The organism is Shewanella marisflavi (assembly GCF_023283925.1).
GTDB classification, from domain to species: Bacteria; Pseudomonadota; Gammaproteobacteria; order Enterobacterales; family Shewanellaceae; genus Shewanella; species Shewanella marisflavi.
In genome coordinates this window covers 100,404-120,554 of record NZ_JAKIKX010000010.1, presented here as the reverse complement: position 1 = coordinate 120,554, position 20,151 = coordinate 100,404, and the positions used below count along the sequence as shown (strand labels likewise).

15 protein-coding genes, 1 tRNA gene and 1 rRNA gene are annotated in these 20,151 nt (G+C 49.4%); 13 read left to right on the top strand and 4 right to left on the bottom strand.

Features of this window, described 5'->3' with window-relative positions; all coding sequences use genetic code 11:
- The 3 genes from rrf to L2712_RS16965 all read left to right on the top strand — a co-directional run.
- Positions 1 to 113: ribosomal RNA gene (gene rrf, locus L2712_RS16975) — 5S ribosomal RNA — on the top strand; the annotation flags it as partial.
- 36 nt (positions 114 to 149) lie between these two features.
- Positions 150 to 226: transfer RNA gene (locus L2712_RS16970), tRNA-Asp, on the top strand.
- A 528-nt stretch (positions 227 to 754) separates the two neighbouring features.
- A complete protein-coding gene (locus tag L2712_RS16965; RefSeq protein WP_248978472.1) occupies positions 755 to 2,029 on the top strand; it encodes a CinA family nicotinamide mononucleotide deamidase-related protein in 1,275 nt (424 codons plus the stop codon).
- 50 nt (positions 2,030 to 2,079) lie between these two features.
- Here L2712_RS16965 and L2712_RS16960 read toward each other — a convergent pair whose 3' ends face one another.
- From L2712_RS16960 to argE, 3 genes are all read right to left on the bottom strand, one after another.
- Positions 2,080 to 2,619: a YceB family lipoprotein gene (locus L2712_RS16960; RefSeq protein ID WP_248978471.1), complete on the bottom strand. Its 540-nt coding sequence runs from the start codon at positions 2,617 to 2,619 to the stop codon at positions 2,080 to 2,082.
- Positions 2,619 to 5,255, bottom strand: coding sequence for a phosphoenolpyruvate carboxylase (gene ppc, locus L2712_RS16955; RefSeq protein WP_033540433.1), 2,637 nt, complete (start codon positions 5,253 to 5,255; stop codon positions 2,619 to 2,621). Before ppc ends, L2712_RS16960 begins: the two co-directional genes overlap by 1 nt.
- Before the next feature lie 128 nt (positions 5,256 to 5,383).
- Positions 5,384 to 6,541, bottom strand: coding sequence for an acetylornithine deacetylase (gene argE, locus L2712_RS16950; protein ID WP_248978470.1), 1,158 nt, complete (start codon positions 6,539 to 6,541; stop codon positions 5,384 to 5,386).
- 276 nt (positions 6,542 to 6,817) lie between these two features.
- Here argE and argC point away from each other — a divergent pair, with 276 nt between their 5' ends.
- The 5 genes from argC to argH all read left to right on the top strand — a co-directional run bounded on the left by argC (position 6,818) and on the right by argH (position 12,286).
- Positions 6,818 to 7,798 (top strand): N-acetyl-gamma-glutamyl-phosphate reductase, encoded by a 981-nt coding sequence (argC, locus tag L2712_RS16945; protein WP_248978469.1) that lies wholly within the window; start codon positions 6,818 to 6,820, stop codon positions 7,796 to 7,798.
- A gap of 30 nt (positions 7,799 to 7,828) precedes the next feature.
- Positions 7,829 to 8,614: an acetylglutamate kinase gene (gene argB, locus L2712_RS16940; RefSeq protein WP_248978468.1), complete on the top strand. Its 786-nt coding sequence runs from the start codon at positions 7,829 to 7,831 to the stop codon at positions 8,612 to 8,614.
- A gap of 43 nt (positions 8,615 to 8,657) precedes the next feature.
- Complete coding sequence (locus L2712_RS16935) at positions 8,658 to 9,563, top strand: ornithine carbamoyltransferase (RefSeq protein WP_033540430.1); 906 nt, start codon at positions 8,658 to 8,660, stop codon at positions 9,561 to 9,563.
- Between the two features lie 55 nt (positions 9,564 to 9,618).
- Complete coding sequence (locus tag L2712_RS16930; RefSeq protein ID WP_248978467.1) at positions 9,619 to 10,842, top strand: argininosuccinate synthase; 1,224 nt, start codon at positions 9,619 to 9,621, stop codon at positions 10,840 to 10,842.
- Between the two features lie 82 nt (positions 10,843 to 10,924).
- Positions 10,925 to 12,286, top strand: coding sequence for an argininosuccinate lyase (argH, locus tag L2712_RS16925; RefSeq protein ID WP_248978466.1), 1,362 nt, complete (start codon positions 10,925 to 10,927; stop codon positions 12,284 to 12,286).
- 171 nt (positions 12,287 to 12,457) lie between these two features.
- Here the strand turns inward: argH and L2712_RS16920 are convergent, their stop codons facing one another.
- Positions 12,458 to 15,007: a penicillin-binding protein 1A gene (locus L2712_RS16920; protein ID WP_248978465.1), complete on the bottom strand. Its 2,550-nt coding sequence runs from the start codon at positions 15,005 to 15,007 to the stop codon at positions 12,458 to 12,460.
- A gap of 184 nt (positions 15,008 to 15,191) precedes the next feature.
- On the opposite strand from L2712_RS16920, the gene L2712_RS16915 reads away from it, so the two are divergent.
- From L2712_RS16915 to L2712_RS16895, 5 genes are read left to right on the top strand one after another with little or no spacing between them, the layout of a single operon-like run.
- A complete protein-coding gene (locus L2712_RS16915; RefSeq protein ID WP_033540426.1) occupies positions 15,192 to 16,271 on the top strand; it encodes a pilus assembly protein PilM in 1,080 nt (359 codons plus the stop codon).
- Entirely contained in the window at positions 16,259 to 16,846 is a 588-nt protein-coding gene (locus L2712_RS16910) for a PilN domain-containing protein (protein ID WP_033540425.1), read from the top strand. The genes L2712_RS16915 and L2712_RS16910 overlap by 13 nt, the downstream gene beginning before the upstream one ends.
- Positions 16,843 to 17,466, top strand: a complete 624-nt coding sequence (locus tag L2712_RS16905; RefSeq protein ID WP_033540424.1) for a type IV pilus inner membrane component PilO — start codon at positions 16,843 to 16,845, stop codon at positions 17,464 to 17,466. The genes L2712_RS16910 and L2712_RS16905 overlap by 4 nt, the downstream gene beginning before the upstream one ends.
- Entirely contained in the window at positions 17,463 to 17,978 is a 516-nt protein-coding gene (locus L2712_RS16900; RefSeq protein WP_033540423.1) for a pilus assembly protein PilP, read from the top strand. The genes L2712_RS16905 and L2712_RS16900 overlap by 4 nt, the downstream gene beginning before the upstream one ends.
- Positions 17,979 to 18,000: 22 nt before the next feature.
- Positions 18,001 to 20,052, top strand: coding sequence for a type IV pilus secretin PilQ (locus tag L2712_RS16895; protein ID WP_088903554.1), 2,052 nt, complete (start codon positions 18,001 to 18,003; stop codon positions 20,050 to 20,052).
- Positions 20,053 to 20,151 lie beyond the last annotated feature (99 nt).

Here is a 20,151-nt window from a genome sequence, read left to right as displayed (position 1 = left end):
GGAAACCATAGCATTGTGGTCCCACCTGATCCCATCCCGAACTCAGAAGTGAAACGCAATCGCGCCGATGGTAGTGTGGGGTCTCCCCATGTGAGAGTAGGTCATTTCCAGGCGCCTAATTTAGTATCCCGCGTAAGCGTGTTACTAAAGGAGCGGTAGTTCAGTTGGTTAGAATACCGGCCTGTCACGCCGGGGGTCGCGGGTTCGAGTCCCGTCCGCTCCGCCAACATTAAGACGAAAGCCTCTGCAGAAATGCAGAGGCTTTTTTCGTTGTGTGATAAAAACTATCGCGGGCTAAGGCACATGCAGTCAAATCTCGTCTTCCTTAGCTGTATTGGCTCTTTACGAGCGTAAGCGCATCGCTTCGCGATATGCATCCATGCAAATTGGCAGCTCGACATTCCCTGTTTCTCGTTCATAGGCCTATTCGTGCGTCATGAGATAAGAAGCTTAGTCATATCGAAAGTGATGGCTTATCGGCATTTCTCGCTTGTGATGGTTAAGAGCCAAAATCCTCATTAGGATTAGTTTATGCGTATCTCTTCCCTGTAGTTTCGTTTGCCATAATGATTTAATGAGTCTAGTTCGCTTGTAGCGGCTGACTTTAAAATTGTTTAGAGCGATAAGACCTGTAAAGGGGCGCTAACGCCGACGAATGTGAATATCTGCTGAGTTGTCCTATTGTCTATTGCTATTCAGAGCGGCCTTACCTACCTTATGGCAAAGTTAAATCGCTTAGTTTCAAGGGATGGATATGAAAATAGAAATGATCTGTACTGGTGAAGAGGTGCTGTCGGGACAGATAGTCGATACCAATGCGGCATGGGCAGCCAATACTATGATGGATCATGGTATAGAGATGCAGCAGCGTATTACCGTTGGCGATCGTATGGATGATCTGGTTGAAGTATTTCGTCAGCGTAGTGAGCACGCCGATGTCATCTTAGTTAACGGTGGTCTGGGGCCAACCAGTGACGACATGTCTTCTGAGGCAATGGCGATTGCCAAGAGGGAGCCATTAGTTGAATGCACCCTATGGCGCGAACGTATTCAAGAGTGGTTTACGCGCAATGGGCGACAGATGCCCGCAAGTAATCTCAAGCAGGCGATGCTGCCCGCTTCAGCCATTATGGTGGACAATCCAGTTGGGACAGCCTGTGGCTTTAGAGTGAAGCTTAATCGAGCCTGGCTTTTTTTCACGCCAGGTGTGCCCTTTGAATTTAAAAAGATGGTGACTGAGCAATTTATTCCCTTTGTCGAGCAGATTGCCGATAGTCATGTCGAAGTCGAGGTTCAGAAATTATTGACCATAGGTCAGGGGGAGTCGGCGCTTGCTGACAAGCTCGAAAGTATCGCGCTTCCCAGCGGGATCACCTTAGGCTACCGCTCTTTTATGCCTTATATCGAAATTAAGCTATTTGCCAGAGGGCAGGATGCTATCGCCAAGTTAGATGAGCTAAAGGCTGAGGTGATGAGCCGACTCGGCAATGCGGTTGTCGGGCAGAATGTGACCTCCTTGGCGCAAGTGATTCATAACCGTCTGTTAGCCTCGGGCAAGCGTTTGAGTGTGGCTGAGTCTTGTACTGGCGGTATGATTGCCAGCAACCTGGTCGCCTTTGCCGGAAGCTCACAGTATCTGGATCAAGGGCTGGTGACCTATAGCAATGAGTCTAAGGTCAAGGTGTTAGGGGTTCAGCCTGCGACTCTGGATGATCATGGCGCTGTTTCGATTGCAACGGTCGAGGAGATGGCTAAAGGCGCTAGAGCTCTACTTGATAGCGATTACGCGCTTGCCACCAGTGGCATTGCCGGTCCTGATGGCGGCAGCGATGCTAAGCCTGTGGGGACAGTAGCCATCGCTTTAGCCACCAAACAAGGGGTATATAGCCAGATGCTAAAATTTCCGGCGCGCTCCCGTGAGCTGGTGAGGCAGCTGAGCAGTGCCGTCGCCTTGGATATGCTCAGGCGCGAGTTGGACGATACTTCGGTATTGGTCGACTATGCTTCTTATCCCAGATTTGCCAAATAACCTGCTGATGTGAGACTCAGGCAATAGAGTTAGGGCGAGCCTTGATCGCCCTAATCTTTAAAGATGAGATTAATTTTTCCGGGGACCACCTCGATGCGTTTGGTCATCTCTGCCAGAAGCGCCTGATTGCCTTCCTGTGTATCGAGTACATATACAGGCTGGGTTTCCAGAAAGTGGGTGATAAAGCGCATGACCTGAGGTGCGGCCTGTCCCATGGCTTGCTCAAGATCTTTGGGGCTAGAGGTCAGTTTGACCAGTTTTAGTTCTCTAAGGTAGAGGCTATGCTGGTTGGTATCATACCAAGGCTTAGCCTCGAACTCGGCCGTCATGGTGGCGTTAAGGGGCATTAGCGGATTGGCCACCTTAATTTGACTGTTTGCCGCAATCGCCATAGTGTCAGCCTTATGACCTAACTTGACCTTCACATCATTAATCTTCATCTCTATGCCGAAGAAGCGATTGCCTTCCTTGACCTCGAAATGCATCTCCTCATTGAGATAGTTAGTGAGCTGGCGCTCACTGATGCTGTATTGACTAACACAGGCGGTCAATAGCAGCATCATGAGGCCAAGTAGGGTCAGCTGTTTCATTAGCCTGTGTTTCTCATACCTGCCGCGACGCCGGCTATGGTCAACATTAGCGCTAATTCCACATTACTCGAACCCGCTTCTTCTTTGCGAGTTCGGGCCAATAGCTCTGCCTGAAGGAAGTTGAGCGGATCGATATAGGGGTTACGTAGCTCTACCGACTCGCGGTTCCACGGCGTATGGGACATCAGGGCATCAGATTGTGTCAGCTCCAATACCACCTTGATCCCGGTTGCCATTCTGGCGCGCAGCGCTTCACCCAGGTGATGCAGTTCCTTAGGCACCAGACAGGTTTCATAGTATTTTGCCAGGTTAGGTTCTGCCTTGGCATAGACCATCTCAAGCATGGAGATACGTGTCTCAAAGAAAGGCCACTCTTTCTCCATCTCTCGTAGCAGGCCTAACTCACCTCTGTCGGCTGCTTGTTGTAGTGCTTCTCCCGCGCCTAACCAAGCGGGCAGCATCAAGCGGTTTTGCGACCAGGCAAAGATCCAGGGAATCGCACGCAGGCTTTCGATGCCTCCATCGACACGGCGTTTGGCCGGACGACTGCCCAGGGGCAGCTTGCCCAGCTCGACCTCTGGTGTCGCCGCGCGGAAATAAGCCACAAAATCGGGTTCCTCACGTACGATAGCACGGTAAGCTTGGACAGAATCGCCGGCGAGGCGCTCCATTGCTTCACGCCATTCAGGCTTAGGTTCTGGCGGCGGCAATAGGGTGGCCTCCATCACGGCAGAGGTGTACAGCGCCAAGCTTTGTACCGCCAGCTTAGGCAGGCCGAACTTGAAGCGGATCATCTCTCCCTGCTCGGTGACGCGAATACGTCCATCCACAGAGCCCGGGGGCTGTGACAAGATCGCCTTGTGTGCTGGTCCGCCACCACGGCCTATGGTGCCGCCACGGCCGTGGAATAGAGTGAGTTTGATATCGGCTTGGGCACAGACCTTAACCAGTTTCTCCTGAGCACTATATTGAGCCCAGGCGGCGGCCATAACGCCGGCATCTTTAGCCGAATCTGAGTAACCTATCATCACCTCTTGGCTACCCTTGCAGTAGCCACGATACCAGTCGATGGCAAATAGCGCCGACATGCAGCTAGAGGCATTATTAAGATCGTCCAGAGTTTCGAATAGGGGGACGACACGCATTGGGTGTTGGCAGCCAGCCTCTTTAAGTAACAGGAGTACGGCCAATACATCTGAGGGCTGGCTAGCCATGGAGATCACATAGGAGCCTAACGCCTTCGAAGACTGATTAGCGATCAGCCTGACTGTGCTGATCACCTCGGCCACATCGTCGCTGGGCTGCCAGTTATGGGGGATGAGAGGGCGTTTGCCACTTAACTCCCTGAGCAGGAAGGCCTGTTTTTCATGTTCGTCCCAGTGATCATAGTCGCCTAGACCCAGATAACGAGTCAGTTCGGCGATAGCGTCGCTATGACGCTGGGCATCTTGGCGGATATCCAGGCGTAGCATATGGATTCCGAAGCAAGCGAGTCGACGCAGCATATCCAATAGCAGACCGTTAGCAATCAGGCTCATACCCGACTCATTTAGGCTTTGGTAAAGCAGGGTCAATGGCTGCTTAAGATCTTCCTCGTGCCAGATTAAGGTGTCGAGATCCACTTCGGGCGAATGACCCTCAAGACGGGCATTTAAGTAATCTATGGTATCGCGCAGTTTTTGTCTTAGCTCGCGCAGCACCTCTCTATATGGCTCATGACTATGATTGGTGAGGGCTAGAAGCTCGTCATTGGCCTCTTCCATCGACAGCTCATTAACGAGCAAGACCACATCTTTAAGGTAGAGACGTGCTGCTGTGTGGCGGTTGCGATCCAGCACTTCCTGAGTGATTTTGGCTGTGACGAATGGGTTGCCATCGCGATCGCCCCCCATCCAGCTAGAGAAGCGGATCGGTGCCATGTCGCTGGGCAGTTGTTTGCCGGTGCGCTCTTCGACTTGCTCGTTGAGTTGACGCATGAAATCGGGAATGGCGTGCCAGAGCGAGGCTTCTATTGTGCTGAGGCCCCAGCGGGCTTCATCTACAGGTGTTGGTCGCTCGTGGCGTATCTCGTTGGTGTGCCAAATCTGGGCGATAAGCTGTCTGAGCCTGAGGTGATTTCGTTTTTTCTCTTTTTCGGTGAGCAGAGGGTTTTCCAAGGTGGCAAGACAATCAACCACGGCGGAATATTTCTGGATCAGGGTGCGACGTGAGATCTCTGTTGGGTGGGCCGTGAGTACTAGATCGATATCGAGTGTCTGCAGACATTCAAGCATCTTATCTTGATCTATGCGGCCGTTGAGCATGCGTCCTAAGAGTTGATCCACTGGGTCTGGTACGCATACCAGTTCGTCACAGTTGCGGCTGATGGTATGAAATTGTTCTGCGATATTGGCTAGGTTTAAAAATTGATTGAAGGCTTTGGCAAAGGGGACTAGCTCTTCATCTGGTAAGGCGGCCAATAGGGTGAGCATCTGTTCTCTGGCGGTATCATTACCCTGACGAGAGCTTTTAGCAAGATGTCTTATCTGTTCAATTTTATCTAAAAATGGTTCGTCCATGTGCGTGCGAATGGTATCGCCTAATATTTGGCCTAAGGTGCCTACATTAGATCGCAGCGACGCGTACATATCTGTCATAAATGCTCCATACCCACTAGTTAATCAATCACCATACCTAGGCTATCAGGTTTAGGTCAATACAGCATATCTTCATATCGTATGCTTATGTGTTCTATATCACCTTGCGTGAATTTTTTATGGTGATCTTAAGACGGCTTTATACAAGCTTGGTAAATCAACTGCTTAAGTAAGTCTACGGTTTTGTTGATGTAGGCGGTGTCCAGATACTCGTCTGGTTGATGGGCCTGCTCTATGCTGCCCGGTCCCCACACCAGGGTTTGACAGCCTAGCTGTTGAATATAGGGGGCCTCGGTGGCGTAGTTAACGACTTCTGGCGCCGTATTAGATAGCTGAGCAACTAGCTGTGACCATTGATTATCGGCTTGTCCGGCAAAGGGCTGAGAGCCGGGATAAAGCTGACTAATGTTGATAGCCCCTGGGTAACGCTGGCTAAGTTCGGCAAGGTATTGGATCAGTAGTTGCTCCAAAACTTCTAGCGGCAGACCGGGAAGGGGGCGGATATCCAGATGGAGATCGCAGCAGCCGCAGATGCGATTGGCGGCGTCGCCTCCATGAATATGGCCGAAGTTCATCGTGGGATAGGGCACGCTGAAGGCTTCTTCGCGATAGTTGTCGGCTAAATGTTGTTTTAGCTTGAGCAGCTGGCCAATGATCTGGTGCATGATCTCAATGGCGTTTAGCCCTTTGTCGGGATCGGAGGAGTGACCGCTGCGCCCCGTGATGCGAATGCCTTGGGCCAGATGTCCCTTATGCATATATACGGGTTTTAATCCGGTGGGCTCGCCTATGAGTGCATATTCAGGGGCAATGGCTTTGGATTGGGCGAAGGCCTTGGCGCCGTTCATCGTGGTCTCTTCATCGGCACTGGCGAGTATATAGAGTGGCCGAACGAAATCCTGTGTCGGCATCTGGCGTACAGCCTCAATAACCAAGGCAAAAAAACCTTTCATGTCGCAGGTGCCGAGCCCGTACCAACGGTTATCTTTCTCCGTCAGGGTAAAGGGATCTTGGCTCCAACGGCCTTGGTCGAAGGGGACTGTATCGGTATGGCCTGCCAGTAGCAGACCGCCACGTCCCTGACCTATCTTGGCAAGTAGATTGTTTTTGCCGCGGGTATCGGCAACCGCTTGTATTTGGCATTCGAAGCCGAGATCACTGAGCCATTGACTGAGCAGCGTCACCACTCCCTGATTACTCATATCCAGCTCTGCTTCTAGGGCGCTGATAGAGGGGGTTGCGATGAGTTCACAGAAGGACTGTTTGATATCAGGAAAATTTTTCATCATTTAATTCAATTCACCAATTTTATTTAAAAATATCTATTCAATATTATTGCATAATTAGTTTGTTGTGGTAGTCTATCAAACAGCTGAAACAAGCGCCATTATTTAAGGCTTAACTTCGAGACAAAAAATGAACAATTCATTCTTACATTCTGCATATAAGGTTAGCAGTATTCACTTCCTGCGACGATAATCTTGTCATATTGGTATCTATACCAGGGCTTAAGTAGTGCCCCTCTCTTTTTTAGCGTTAACTTAATATAGAAGTCACAAAGTATGAAAAGCATAGCGATAATTGGCGCCAGTGGTTACACAGGTGCACAAATTACTTCACTGATCCAAGCGGATGATCAGCTAGAGATTCAAGGTCTTTATGTTTCGGAACATAGCCTGGATAAGGGCAAAACATTGGCCAGCCTGTATCCGGTTTATAGCCATATTGATCTTTGTTTGGCGCCACTGACTGAGCAGGCCAAGCAAGCAATAGTCGATGAGGCCGATGCCGTGGTGTTGGCGACCGATCACGGTGTGAGCCTGCATCTGGCTGCTTGGTTCTATCAGGCGGGTCTGGCGGTATTCGACCTTAGCGGTGCTTACCGTTTCGCTGATATCGAGCAATATCCTAAATGGTATGGTTTTGAACATCTCTATCCAGAGGTGTTGGCTCAGGCTGTCTATGGTCTGGCAGAGTGGAATGCCGAAGGGATTGCTAGTAGCAAGATGATTGCCGTGCCTGGCTGTTACCCAACGGCCTCGCTAACGGCACTGAAACCTCTTAAAGATCTCATGACAGACAGCCTACCCGTGATCAATGCCGTCAGCGGCGTGACGGGTGCTGGCAGAAAGGCCCAGCTACATACCAGCTTCTGTGAGGTGAGCTTGACTCCTTACGGCGTACTAGGTCACAGACATCAACCTGAGATCGCGACTCAGTTGGGGCAGCAGGTGATCTTTACCCCTCATCTAGGCAACTTTAAACGTGGCATTCTGGCCACTATCACGGTGCAGATGAAGCCAGGCGTGACTGAGAGTGATATTGCCAAGGCCTATCAAGTGTATGACTCTGCACCTCTGGTAAATGTGTACCATAATCAATTTCCTAAGGTGGACGATGTGGTGCACACCCCAAACTGCCTACTGGGATGGAAGTTTGATCCTCTCAATGGTTACCTGGTGGTGGCGAGCGCCATCGATAACCTGATGAAAGGTGCGGCCAGTCAGGCGCATCAATGCATAAAGATTCATTTTAATTATTAATTTTGTCACCTGGATAAGAGAGAAGTAGCTATGTCGGCAAGTAAGAAAACCTTAGTGCTTAAAGTGGGTGGCGCCTTGATGCAATGTGAAATGGGGCTGACACGCTTGATGACTAGTGCCGCCAACATTATTAAGTCGGGGCAATCTGTCGTCTTGGTTCACGGTGGCGGTTGCCTGGTAGACGAGCAGTTAAAAGCCAATGGTATGGAGACAGTTAAACTGGACGGTTTGCGTGTCACTCCCGAAGAGCAGGTACCTATTGTCGTCGGTGCGCTAGCCGGTACCTCCAATAAAATTTTACAGGCCAGTGCGGTCAAAGCCGGCATTACCTGTGTCGGTATGAGCCTGTGTGATGGCGGCATTGTGAATGCAGCCATCAAAGATGAGCAACTCGGCTTTGTGGGTGAAGTCTCCCCTAACAATCCTGCTTATCTCAACTTCTTGTTAGCGCAAGGCTGGATGCCGATTGTTAGCTCAATAGCCGTAGATGACGCGGGCAATCTGCTTAACGTCAATGCCGATCAGGCGGCGACTGTGATCGCCAAGCTAGTGGAAGGTCAATTGGTATTGTTGTCAGATGTCAGCGGCGTGCTAGACGGCAAAGGGCAGTTAATTAAGACCTTGGATAAGGCTCATGCCGATGAGTTGACCAAGTTGGGCGTTATCGAGAAAGGTATGAAGGTTAAAGTTGAGGCGGCATTAGAGGTTGCACAGTGGATGGGGCAACCTGTGCAGGTGGCTTCCTGGCGCGACGCCGAACAGTTAATCGCGCTGGAGAAGGGCGAGTCTATTGGCACTCAGGTATTGCCACATTAATTAAACGGAACAATGAGAAGAGTATTCATCTAGGAGTAGAGCTATGAATCACCTATTATCGATAAAAGAGCTAAACCAGCAGCAACTGATCGACCTACTCGCTCTGGCGAAAACGATCAAGGCCAATCCAGAAGACTATCGCAAAGCACTCGATGGTAAGAGTGTCGTGATGTTATTCGAAAAGCCATCGCTGCGTACTCGCGTGAGCTTTGACATCGGTATTAATAAGTTAGGTGGTCATTGTCTTTACCTGGATCAGCAAAATGGTGCCCTGGGCAAGCGTGAACCAGTATCTGATTTCGCCGCTAACATCTCTTGTTGGGCCGATGCCATTGTGGCGAGAACTTTTGCTCACTCGACCATTGAACAGCTTGCAGAGCATGGCAGTGTGCCGGTGATCAACGCGTTGTCGGACATGTACCATCCCTGTCAGGGGTTGGCTGACTTTTTGACTCTGTCAGAACAGTTCGACGATGTCAGCAAGGTTAAGCTGGCCTATGTCGGTGATGGCAATAATGTAACCCACTCGCTCATGTATGGTGCGGCGTTACTCGGTGCCAAGATGACGGTGATCTGTCCCCAAGGTCATTTTCCTGATGGTAAGGTGGTTTTGGAGGCGCAGGCGATAGCCGAGGCCCATGGCGGTGAGCTGGTATTGAGCTCAGATGTCGAAGCGATCGCTGGCCATGATGCCATCTATACTGATACCTGGATCTCCATGGGAGATAGCGCCAGTCTAGATGAGATCAAAGCTAAATTTGCCCCATATCATGTCGACACCGATTTGATGAACAAGGCCGGGGCCAAGTTCTTCATGCACTGTCTGCCAGCCTACCGTGGGGTGGAAGTGGCCGCCGAGGTGGTCGACGGGGCTGGCTCATTGATCTTGCAGCAGGCAGAAAACCGCATGCATGCACAAAATGCCGTATTAGTGACCCTACTGAGTTAATGAACAATCCCAATGGGTGAATTGGGCCAACGAATTGAGTATTTAGGAAAACGAAATGTCTATCGAAAACAACAACACATCAGTGAAGAAAGTGGTACTGGCCTACTCAGGTGGACTGGATACATCGGCGATCATTCCTTGGCTAAAAGAGAACTATGACAATTGTGAAATTGTCGCTTTCTGTGCCGACGTCGGCCAGGGTGAGGCTGAGCTCGAAGGTCTGCATGAGAAGGCTATCGCCTCTGGTGCGTCCGAGTGCTATATCGTTGATCTAAAAGAGGAGCTGGTGGCCGATTACATCTATCCGACTATCGCGACCGGTGCCATCTATGAGGGGACTTATCTGCTGGGTACCTCTATGGCCAGACCTATTATCGCCAAGGCCCAGGTGGAAGTGGCGCGTAAAGTCGGTGCTGATGCCGTTTGTCATGGTTGTACCGGTAAGGGTAACGATCAGGTGCGTTTTGAAGGCTGTTTTGCCGCCTTGGCACCGGATCTTAAGGTGATTGCCCCATGGCGTGAGTGGAGTATGGTCAGCCGTGAAGACCTGCTAGATTACTTGGCGGAGCGTAACATCAAGACCACTGCCTCGGCGACTAAGATCTATAGCCGTGACGCTAACGCCTGGCATATCTCTCACGAAGGTGGTGAACTGGAAGATCCATGGAACGAGCCTAGCAAAGAAGTATGGACCATGACAGTTGCACCAGAAGATGCCCCCGATGAGCCTGAGTATGTCTCGGTTGAGATGGAAGCTGGTCGCATCACTAAGGTTAATGGTCAGTCATACACTCCCTATGGTGCCCTGATGGCGCTCAATGAGATTGCCGGTGCTCATGGCGTAGGACGTATCGATATCACCGAAAACCGTTTGGTGGGCATGAAATCTCGTGGTTGTTACGAAACCCCGGGCGGCACGGTAATGTTCGCCGCGCTAAGAGCGATTGAAGAACTGGTGCTAGATAAGACCAGCCGTGAATGGCGTGAGCAAGTTGGCGCTAAGATGGCCCATCTTGTATATGACGGTCGTTGGTTTACCCCATTATGTGAGTCACTGCTGGGGGCTTCGCAGCCACTGGCAAATCTGCTCAATGGTGAAGTGGTGCTTAAGCTCTACAAGGGTCAGGCTCAGGCGGTGAAGAAGCGTTCGCCAAACAGCCTCTATTCCGAAGAATTTGCCACCTTTGGTGAAGATGAAGTCTATAACCAGAAAGATGCCGAAGGATTCATTCGTCTTTATTCATTGGCGAGCCGTATCCGGGCGCTGAACGTTAAGTAGAGTCGACGAGTTAATAAAGGGGCGGCGAACGCCCCTTTATGTTAAGAGCAGATTTAAAGAGCTTATTTAAGAGGATAGTAAGATGGCGTTATGGGGCGGCAGATTTAGCCAAGAAAGCAGCACATTGTTTAAACTTTTCAATGACTCATTGCCGGTCGACTATCGTCTGGTAGAAGAAGATATTATCGGCTCTATTGCCTGGGCCGATGCCATCACAGGGGTAGGGATTCTCACCCAAGAAGAATGCCAGTCACTTAAGCAGGCGTTACAAGATTTACTCGATGAAGTAAAAGATCAGCCTGAGACGATTTTAGCCTCGGGTGCCGAAGACATTCATAGCTTTGTCGAACAAGCCTTGATTGCCAAAGTAGGGGATCTGGGTAAGAAGTTACATACAGGCCGCTCGCGTAACGATCAGGTGGCGACCGATCTTAAGCTCTGGTGCAAGAAGGAAGGCCAAGCCTTGCTTGAACTGCTGGCACAGTTAAAGGCAGCCTTGCTGTCGCTTGCTGAGCGTGAGCTGGATGCAGTGATGCCTGGCTATACCCATCTGCAGCGGGCGCAGCCTGTGGCCTTCGGTCACTGGTGTCTGGCCTATGTGGAGATGTTTGAGCGTGATATTAGCCGTCTGCAAGATTGTTTACAGCGTCTCGATACCTGTCCGCTGGGCACAGGTGCGCTGGCCGGTACCGCTTATCCGATGGACAGACATGCGCTGGCCAAGTCGCTGGGATTTGCCTCGCCAACCCTTAACAGCCTGGATACAGTGTCAGATAGAGATCACGTGATTGAGCTATGTTCAGACGCCGCGATTAGCATGATGCACCTTAGCCGTATGGCCGAAGATCTTATCTTCTTCAACAGTGGCGAGGCGGGCTTTATCGAGCTGGACGATCAGGTTACCTCGGGCTCATCGCTGATGCCGCAGAAGAAAAACCCAGATGCACTTGAGCTGATCCGGGGTAAGACGGGCCGGGTATATGGCAGCCTGATGGGTATTCTGACGACCATGAAGGCGTTGCCACTGGCCTATAACAAGGATATGCAGGAAGACAAAGAGGGCTTGTTTGACGTGATGGACAGCTGGTCTATCTGTCTGGAGATGGCGGCTCTGGTGCTATCAGGCCTTAAGGTGAACAGAGAGAATACCCTGTTGGCCGCCCAACAGGGATATGCCAATGCCACAGAACTGGCCGATTACCTAGTCGCTAAAGGCATGCCATTTAGAGAGGCGCATCATGTAGTGGGTGAGGTGGTGGTCGAAGCGATTGCACAGAAAAAGCCTATCGAAGACTTCGAGTTATCTAGCCTGCAGGCGTTCGCTGGTGTCATCCAAGAAGATGTTTATCAATGCCTGACGATAGACTCTTGTTTAGCGAAACGTGAGGCCTTGGGCGGGACGTCACTCACTCAGGTGAAGGCTGCGCTCGCATCGAAAAGCTAAATTAGATAATTCCAGCCATATCAATCGATTAAAAAACCTGCAGTCGCAGGTTTTTTTACGTCTAAAGTTTTATAAGCTCCAAAAAATTGGCGCTATAAATTCACTGAAAAATGGCTTGAAGCTAGTGAAATGTACTGGGCTGGTGGCGAGTGACACCAGCCCATCTGACGGTTATTGGAACAGATCTTCCACCGAATCATCGATAAAGATATCTTCTTGAGTCTGTGCCTCGGTAGCAAACTCTTTGGGTTCGGTTCCCTGAATGAAGTACTCGAACTTACTCGTGTGATCTGTTTTGCGGCTCAGTTTACCAGTGGCCAGATCGATACGAGCCGATACTATGCCTTCCGGTGGTGGAGACGGCAGTTCAGGCGTGCCTTCGAGGGCATGTTTCATAAATTCGTTCCAACCAGGACCGGCCGTCTTGGCACCAGCTTCGGCGCCCGAGATCTGATCTTTCGCGCCATTGGTATTCCAAGCGGTGCGGCCTAGCTCAATACTATGATCATCGAATCCGACCCAGACTGTGGTTGCGAGTGTCGGTGTGTAGCCGCTGAACCAGGTGTCCTTCGATTCATTGGTGGTACCTGTCTTACCGGCGATATCGCGGCGGTTAACGACACGCGCAGCGCGCCAGGCCGTCCCGTTCCAGCCAGTACCTTTACTCCAGTCGCCGCCACCCCAGATAACACTCTTAAGGGCTTCGGTGATCAAGAAAGCGGTCTGTTCGCTGATGATCTGCGGTGCATGGCGTGCCGTGCTAGGACAGTTAGGATCCTCTGCCGCGGTAACGTCCTGGCTAGACAGTTCTTGGGCCATAGCGGCGAAAGGATCGTCTGGTTGAGCCTCCTGCGGCTCTGGCAATTCCGGTGTGCAGGCTAATGTTGGGTTGGCCTGCTCTACAGTTTGCTCGTAGGCATTATCGATATGATCAATAAAATAAGGTTCTACCCGGTAGCCACCGTTAGCGAATACCGAGAAGGCGGTCACTACCTGTAGTGGAGTCACAGAAGGTGAGCCCAGTGCCAGTGATTCGTTTTGCGGCAAGTCTTCACGATCGAAACCGAATTTGACTAAGGTATCGATGGCACTCTCCAGTCCGGTATAACGCATGGCACGTACCGACATCACGTTGATCGATTGCGCTAGGCCAACTCGCAGGCGTGTCGGCCCCGTGTATTTGTCGGGCGAGTTTTTAGGTCGCCATGCAGTCCCCTGACGTATGTCAGCATTGTTGATAGGCGCGTTATTGATCAGTGTGGCTAGGGTATAGCCTTTTTCGAGTGCACCCGTATAGATGAAAGGTTTAATGTTAGAGCCCAATTGGCGCTTAGCTTGGGTGACACGGTTGTATTGACTGGTGTGGAAGCTGTAGCCGCCTACGAGTGTCCTGATGGCGCCGTTATGAGGATCTAAGGAGACGATTGCGCTAGCCACCTCTGGTATCTGTGAAAGCTGCCAGATGTTACCGTTGTTTCTGATCCAGATCTGTTCGCCAACCTTTAGGATTTCGTCGGCTGTCTTAGGGGCCTTGCCTTGACGCTTATTGGTGATGAACTTGCGTGCCCATTTGATCCCTTCCCATTCAAGGGTAATGGTTTCGCCTTTATCATTGATGACCTTAACACTCTGTTCTGCGATCTCCATCACCGCAGCTGGCTCTAGCCCCTGGAAGCTTTTGGTCTGTTTAAGCTGTTCGATGATCTGGGCTTGAACGGGTTGGCTCTTATCGCCAGTCTCGCTCTCCCACAACACCTTAGTCGGCCCGCGGTAGCCGTGGCGCTCGTCATAGGCATAGACATTATTACGTAAGGCTTCTTGGGCCAGCAGCTGCAGGCGAGAATCGATGGTGGTATAGACGTTATACCCGCCGGTATAAGCTTCCTCTTCGCCGAGCGTTTCAACCAGATAGTCACGAGCCATCTCGGAAATATAAGGAGCGTATAGCTCAACCTCGGCTCCATGGTATTTGGCCGTGATCGGTGCTTGAATGGCGGCTTGATACTCTTCCTGAGTGATATTTTCCTTTTCTAGCATACGGCTGAGTACCCAGTTACGACGATTCATCGCACGGGCTGGATTACGAATAGGGTTCGCCGCAGATGGGGCCTGTGGAAGACCGGCAATCATGGCCATTTCGGGCAGGGTAAGCTCTTCGAGCTCCTTACCATAATAGACCTGTGCAGCAGCACCTACACCGTAGGCGCGATTACCTAAAAATGAGCGGTTGAGATAGAGGGTTAAGATCTCTTTCTTGCTCAGGGCCTTTTCTATCTTAAGCGCTAAAAAGATCTCTTTGATCTTACGTATGTAGGTTTTTTCTCTAGATAGGAAGAAGCCGCGAGCAACCTGCTGGGTGATGGTACTCGCCCCCTGGCTCTTCTTACCTGTAGTGGCCAAAATAAAGGCTGCACGTATGATCCCTATAGGATCGATACCTTTATGTTCGAAGAAGCGGGCATCTTCTGTGTCGAGTACCGCATTAATTAACTGTTGCGGTACCTGTTCATATTCGACGGGAATGCGGCGTTTTTCTCCAAATTGTGAGATTAGTTTGCCATCAGCGCTGTAAATTCGTAATGGAGTCTGTAACTTTACGGTTTTAAGGGTGGTAACATCGGGAAGATCCGGTAGTACATAAAAATAGGCCGCAGCAATTGCACCTATTCCCAAAAGGGCTAGGCTAAATAGAGCGATGGTAATTCGTTTAAACCACTTCACCAGATTATTCCAATAAATTTAGCAGGCACAATAGTATATAAGGCGAGCAGCTATTGGTGAAGCAAAAATGGTTGTCAAAAAAATGGCAATTGTAAAAGTTACAAACATTTTGTACAAATATCTATAACGAGTTGATTTTGTGCTAATCTAATTCCAGAAACTATAACAAAAGTGATGATGGACTATGCTTTCAAATTTATGGAAGCGTCAGGCTCCGCAGATGGTGGGCATCGATATCGGTTCCCACGAGATAAAAGCAATACTGCTGAGTAAGACTGCTGATGGTTTTAAAATTTTGAGTCACGCAGCGGCACCGGTGAAGAAAGGTGCCGTTAACGATCATGAAATAAGAGATACTGATGCAGTTTTGGAGTCATTAAGGCTCATCAAACGCTCTTTGCCTAAGAGTGTAAAATACGCGGCGGCGGCAGTATCAGGATCGGCGGTGATGACCAAGGTGATCTACATGGATGCTTCGCTAAGCGAAGAGGAGATGGAAACTCAAATCGAGATTGAGGCCGACAACCTTATCCCCTATTCACTCGATGAAGTCAGCATAGATTTTGAAACGCTCAGTGTTAACAGTGCCGACCCTTCCAAGGTTGATGTGCTGCTGAGTGCATGCCGAACTGAAAACATCGATGCCAGAGTCGACAGCTTAGATGACATTAATCTCGAAGCGAAAGTGATTGATGTTGAAGGCTATGCACTGGGACGTTCTTTTGAGTTGGTCGCGGCGCAATTACCCGATGGTGCCGAAAATAAGGTTGTTGCCCTGGTGGATATCGGTGCCAACATGACCACCTTTGCCGTAGTGGAGAAAGGTGAAACCACCTTTATTCGAGAACAGGCCTTTGGCGGCGAACAGTTTACCCAGTCGATCTTATCTTTCTACGGAATGTCCCATGAGCAAGCTGAGAAGGCCAAGCTCGAAGGGGACCTTCCTCGCAACTATATGTTTGAGGTGCTTTCACCTTTCCAAACGCAACTGCTTCAGCAGATCAAGCGAACCTTGCAGATTTACTGCACTTCGAGTGGTAAAGATAAGGTGGATCATATCGTCTTGTGTGGCGGCACCTCTAAGTTGGAGGGGATGGCGAACCTTCTGACTAATGAACTGGGGGTGCACACCATCATTGCCGATCCTTTCTTAGGCTGCCTGCATGCTGATGAAGACGTGAAGACGCAATTACAGCCCAATATTAATAAATACATGGTCGCGTGTGGATTGGCGCTGAGGAGTTACTCTCAATGGCGAACATAAACCTATTACCCTGGCGTGAAGAAGCGAGAGAAAAACAAAAGCGTGACTATCTGGGGATATTGGCCGCAGTTTTTATCGGTGCTTCATTAGTCGTTTATTTAGCCTTAATGGTTATTGATATGATGACCGAAGAGCAAAGAGGCAGAAATGCTTATTTGCAGGGTGAAATTCAACTACTAGAAAAACAAATTGCCGAAATTAAAAAGATCCGCGAGCGCAAGAAAGATATCGAACGCCGCACAGAAATCATATTAAACCTACAGCAGGCACGAAATTTACCGACTCATGTATTAGATGAGTTGGTGCGTATTGTGCCACCAGGAATATATCTTTCTAGCATAGAAAAGAAGGGTAGCCTGCTGTGGATCCAAGGGCGCAGCGAATCCAATAACAATGTCGCTAACATGATGCGTAAAGTAGAGGCCTCCATGTGGCTGCATGATCCTAGTATGCAGTCGATTGTTGCTCAAAACGATGAGATGCGTCAGCTTCAGCGCTTCAGTTTAAGGGTGTCTATCGGTGAAGAAAATGCAGACGATGCTGATGCTAAAGCAACACAAGGAGCGAGCAAATGAAACTCGATCTGAGTGACTTTAATGATATCGATTTTGAGAATATTGGTGGTTGGCCAACTAAGGTTAAGGTCGTCTTTGCTTCCTTCCTGGCCATTATTATTTTCATCGCGGGTTATTTTCTTTTTGTCTCGGACTCCATAGATACGCTGAAGCGAGAACAAGCTCAAGAAGTGACCTTGAGGGATGATTTTAAAGCTAAATATCAATTAGCAGCTAACCTTAAGCTATACAGGGAGCAGTTGGCTGTAATGGAAGTTCAGTTTGCCGAGCTGTTAAAGATGCTGCCTTCGCAGAATGAGATGCCGGGCTTATTGGATGATGTGACCTTTGTTGCCACTGATTCGGGGCTGGGGATTCAGAGTCTGGAGTGGCAAGAAGAGATACAGCGTGACTTCTATATTGAATTTCCGATCAGTATGTCGGTGACAGGTGAGTACCATGAGATGGGGCATCTGGTGAGTGGCGTGGCGAAACTTCCTCGTATCGTGAGTCTGCATGACTTTGTGATTAAGCGTAGTGATAGTGGTGAGTTGGCTATGGAGATTCTGGCTAAGACCTATCGCTTCAAAGAGGGCGCCCAGGTACCACAAGATAACGCGGCTAAGGGGGCGAAAAAATGAAGAAGCTTCCTCTGTTGCTCATTGGTTTGATGATGACAGGTTGTATGGGGGACCGCAGCGATCTCGAGGCATTTGTGACGACGACAAAGGCTCAGCATGTTGCACATGTTCCACCATTGAAAGAACCGCCTAAATTTGAGCATTTTGCTTATCAAGCCGAGTTGATGCGTAGTCCTTTCGTGCCGCCTTCAAGAGAATTGACCGAAGAGGTCATTGATACGACGAAAGATTGTCTTCAGCCTGACTTGAAACGACGCAAGGGTCGCTTGGAAACTTATGCGTTGGATAACTTAAAGATGCGTGGCACTTTAAGTGAAGATAAAAATGTTTGGGCATTGATTGAGACCAATGATGGCAGCGTATATCGTTTGGGTGTAGGTGAGTACGTAGGTTTGTATCACGGGCGAATTGCTAAAGTTACACAGCAAATGGTCGAAATAATTGAATTAATTCCAGATGGAACAGGTTGCTGGGCTGAAAGATTAAGCAACATGGAACTAACTGGTGAATAACAAAGCGAAGGATGAGGGAATAATGGAATCTTCTGCCGCGAAAAGCGTTTTATTAAAAAAGTCGCCTCTATTTAAAGTGGCCTTCGGCTTAGCTTTATTACTGGGTGTGGCGCCGTATTCTTCTGCTGCGAACCGTTTGATAGACGTCAAATACCATTCGATAGTCGATCATCAGTTAGAGTTACAATTGGTGTTTGAAGAGGCGGTGACGGAGCCAGAGATCAATCTCAATGCCTCTCCGGCACAGATCGTCCTTGGATTTGACGACAGCTTATCTGGATTGGAAAAAGATATCTTGCCGATCAATAACGTGGGCGTGAAGTCTCTGTCCACTTTGCAGGAAAGCGAGCAACTTAAGGTGCTGGTGGACTTGGCAAAGGTGAAGGCTTATCAAGGTAAGGTGCAGGGTAATACTTATCGCCTGACCATTAATGATGAGGTTGCCAGTCGCAGCGATACAGCATCAAATCCTTTCGTCAACGGCATTAAAAATATCGATTTTCACCGCACAGCAGATGGTGGTGGTGAGTTGTTGGTTAAGTTGAATAATTCATCTGTTGCGGCAAATGTGCAGCAAGTGGGTGCGAAACTCGAGCTTAAGCTATACAACACGGATATTGGTTCAGATCTTCTTTATGTCATGGACGTTCAAGACTTCGCGACACCAGTGAAGAGCTTCGAGACCTTTAAGGATGACCTGACTGCTCGCTTATTGATGGATATCTCAGGTCAGTATGATTACAACTACAAGCAGGAAGGCAACCTGTTCAGACTGAATGTTCGCAAGGCTGAGCGCGCTACTGTCGTCAAGGAAGAGAAGAAATATGAGGGACGTTCGCTTTCGTTGAATTTCCAAAGTATTTCCGTGCGCACCGTGCTGCAGATCATCGCAGACTATAACGATTTCAACCTAGTGACCAGTGATACGGTTGAAGGGGACATCACCCTGAGATTGGACGATGTACCTTGGGATCAAGCGCTTGATCTGATCTTACAAACCAAAGGCCTGGATAAGCGCATTGAAGGCAATATTCTGATGGTAGCACCGGCCGAAGAGATTGCTATCCGTGAGAGCCAAGAGCTTAAAAACCAACAAGAAGTGAAGGAGCTTGCGCCGCTCTATTCTGAGTACCTGCAGATCAACTATGCCAAGGCGACCGATATTGCCGAGTTGTTGAAAGGTGATGACGCCAGTTTGCTGTCGGCCCGAGGCACAGTTGCCGTCGACGACAGAACCAATACCCTGTTGGTGAAAGATACAGAAGAGAGCTTGGAAAATATTCACCGTTTGGTGGAAGTATTGGATATTCCAATTCGTCAGGTACTGATTGAATCTCGCATGGTGACGGTGAAAGACGACGTCTCAGAAGATTTAGGTATTAAATGGGGTGTCACCGATCAGCAAGGTAGCAAGGGGACTTCAGGTAGTCTGGAAGGGGCTAACGATATCGCGAACGGCATAGTGCCGGATATTGGCGATCGCCTGAATGTTAATTTACCTGCGGCCGTAGCTAATCCAACCAGCATTGCTTTCCATGTGGCCAAGTTAGCCGATGGTACTTTGCTGGATCTTGAGCTGAGCGCATTGGAGCAAGAAAGTAAGGGTGAGATTATCGCGAGTCCACGCATTACGACTTCTAACCAGAAGGCTGCTTATATCGAGCAAGGTGTGGAGATCCCTTATGTAGAGTCGGCATCGAGTGGTGCGGCAACGGTTCAGTTCAAAAAGGCGGTGCTGTCGCTACGAGTCACGCCTCAGATCACTCCGGACAATCGTGTAATTCTGGATCTAGAGATCACACAGGATTCTCAAGGTAAGACGGTTGATACACCACTTGGTCAGGCGGTATCTATCGATACCCAACGCATTGGTACGCAAGTACTTGTTGATCATGGCGAGACTATTGTGCTCGGTGGTATCTACCAGCAGCAGTTAATCAACCGTGTAAGTAAGGTACCTGTGCTGGGTGATATTCCATTCCTGGGTTATCTGTTTAGAAACACCACAGATAAGAATGAGCGCCAAGAGCTGTTGATCTTCGTGACACCTAAGATTATCTCTGAAGATATCTAATTCGTAATTCAACCTAGTGTAAAAGCCAGCAATTAAACGCTGGCTTTTTTGTGCCTGGGTCTAATTTCACAGAATTTACTCACCCTACTTGCCTTTAAG

What these genes read in the sequence shown, in the direction of transcription:
- L2712_RS16965 (WP_248978472.1), top strand. Translation starts at nt 755, where the DNA reads ATGAAAATAGAAATGATCTGTACTGGTGAAGAGGTGCTGTCGGGACAG.
- L2712_RS16960 (WP_248978471.1), bottom strand. Translation starts at nt 2,619, where the DNA reads ATGAAACAGCTGACCCTACTTGGCCTCATGATGCTGCTATTGACCGCC.
- ppc (WP_033540433.1), bottom strand. Translation starts at nt 5,255, where the DNA reads ATGACAGATATGTACGCGTCGCTGCGATCTAATGTAGGCACCTTAGGC.
- argE (WP_248978470.1), bottom strand. Translation starts at nt 6,541, where the DNA reads ATGAAAAATTTTCCTGATATCAAACAGTCCTTCTGTGAACTCATCGCA.
- argC (WP_248978469.1), top strand. Translation starts at nt 6,818, where the DNA reads ATGAAAAGCATAGCGATAATTGGCGCCAGTGGTTACACAGGTGCACAA.
- argB (WP_248978468.1), top strand. Translation starts at nt 7,829, where the DNA reads ATGTCGGCAAGTAAGAAAACCTTAGTGCTTAAAGTGGGTGGCGCCTTG.
- L2712_RS16935 (WP_033540430.1), top strand. Translation starts at nt 8,658, where the DNA reads ATGAATCACCTATTATCGATAAAAGAGCTAAACCAGCAGCAACTGATC.
- L2712_RS16930 (WP_248978467.1), top strand. Translation starts at nt 9,619, where the DNA reads ATGTCTATCGAAAACAACAACACATCAGTGAAGAAAGTGGTACTGGCC.
- argH (WP_248978466.1), top strand. Translation starts at nt 10,925, where the DNA reads ATGGCGTTATGGGGCGGCAGATTTAGCCAAGAAAGCAGCACATTGTTT.
- L2712_RS16915 (WP_033540426.1), top strand. Translation starts at nt 15,192, where the DNA reads ATGCTTTCAAATTTATGGAAGCGTCAGGCTCCGCAGATGGTGGGCATC.
- L2712_RS16910 (WP_033540425.1), top strand. Translation starts at nt 16,259, where the DNA reads ATGGCGAACATAAACCTATTACCCTGGCGTGAAGAAGCGAGAGAAAAA.
- L2712_RS16905 (WP_033540424.1), top strand. Translation starts at nt 16,843, where the DNA reads ATGAAACTCGATCTGAGTGACTTTAATGATATCGATTTTGAGAATATT.
- L2712_RS16900 (WP_033540423.1), top strand. Translation starts at nt 17,463, where the DNA reads ATGAAGAAGCTTCCTCTGTTGCTCATTGGTTTGATGATGACAGGTTGT.
- L2712_RS16895 (WP_088903554.1), top strand. Translation starts at nt 18,001, where the DNA reads ATGGAATCTTCTGCCGCGAAAAGCGTTTTATTAAAAAAGTCGCCTCTA.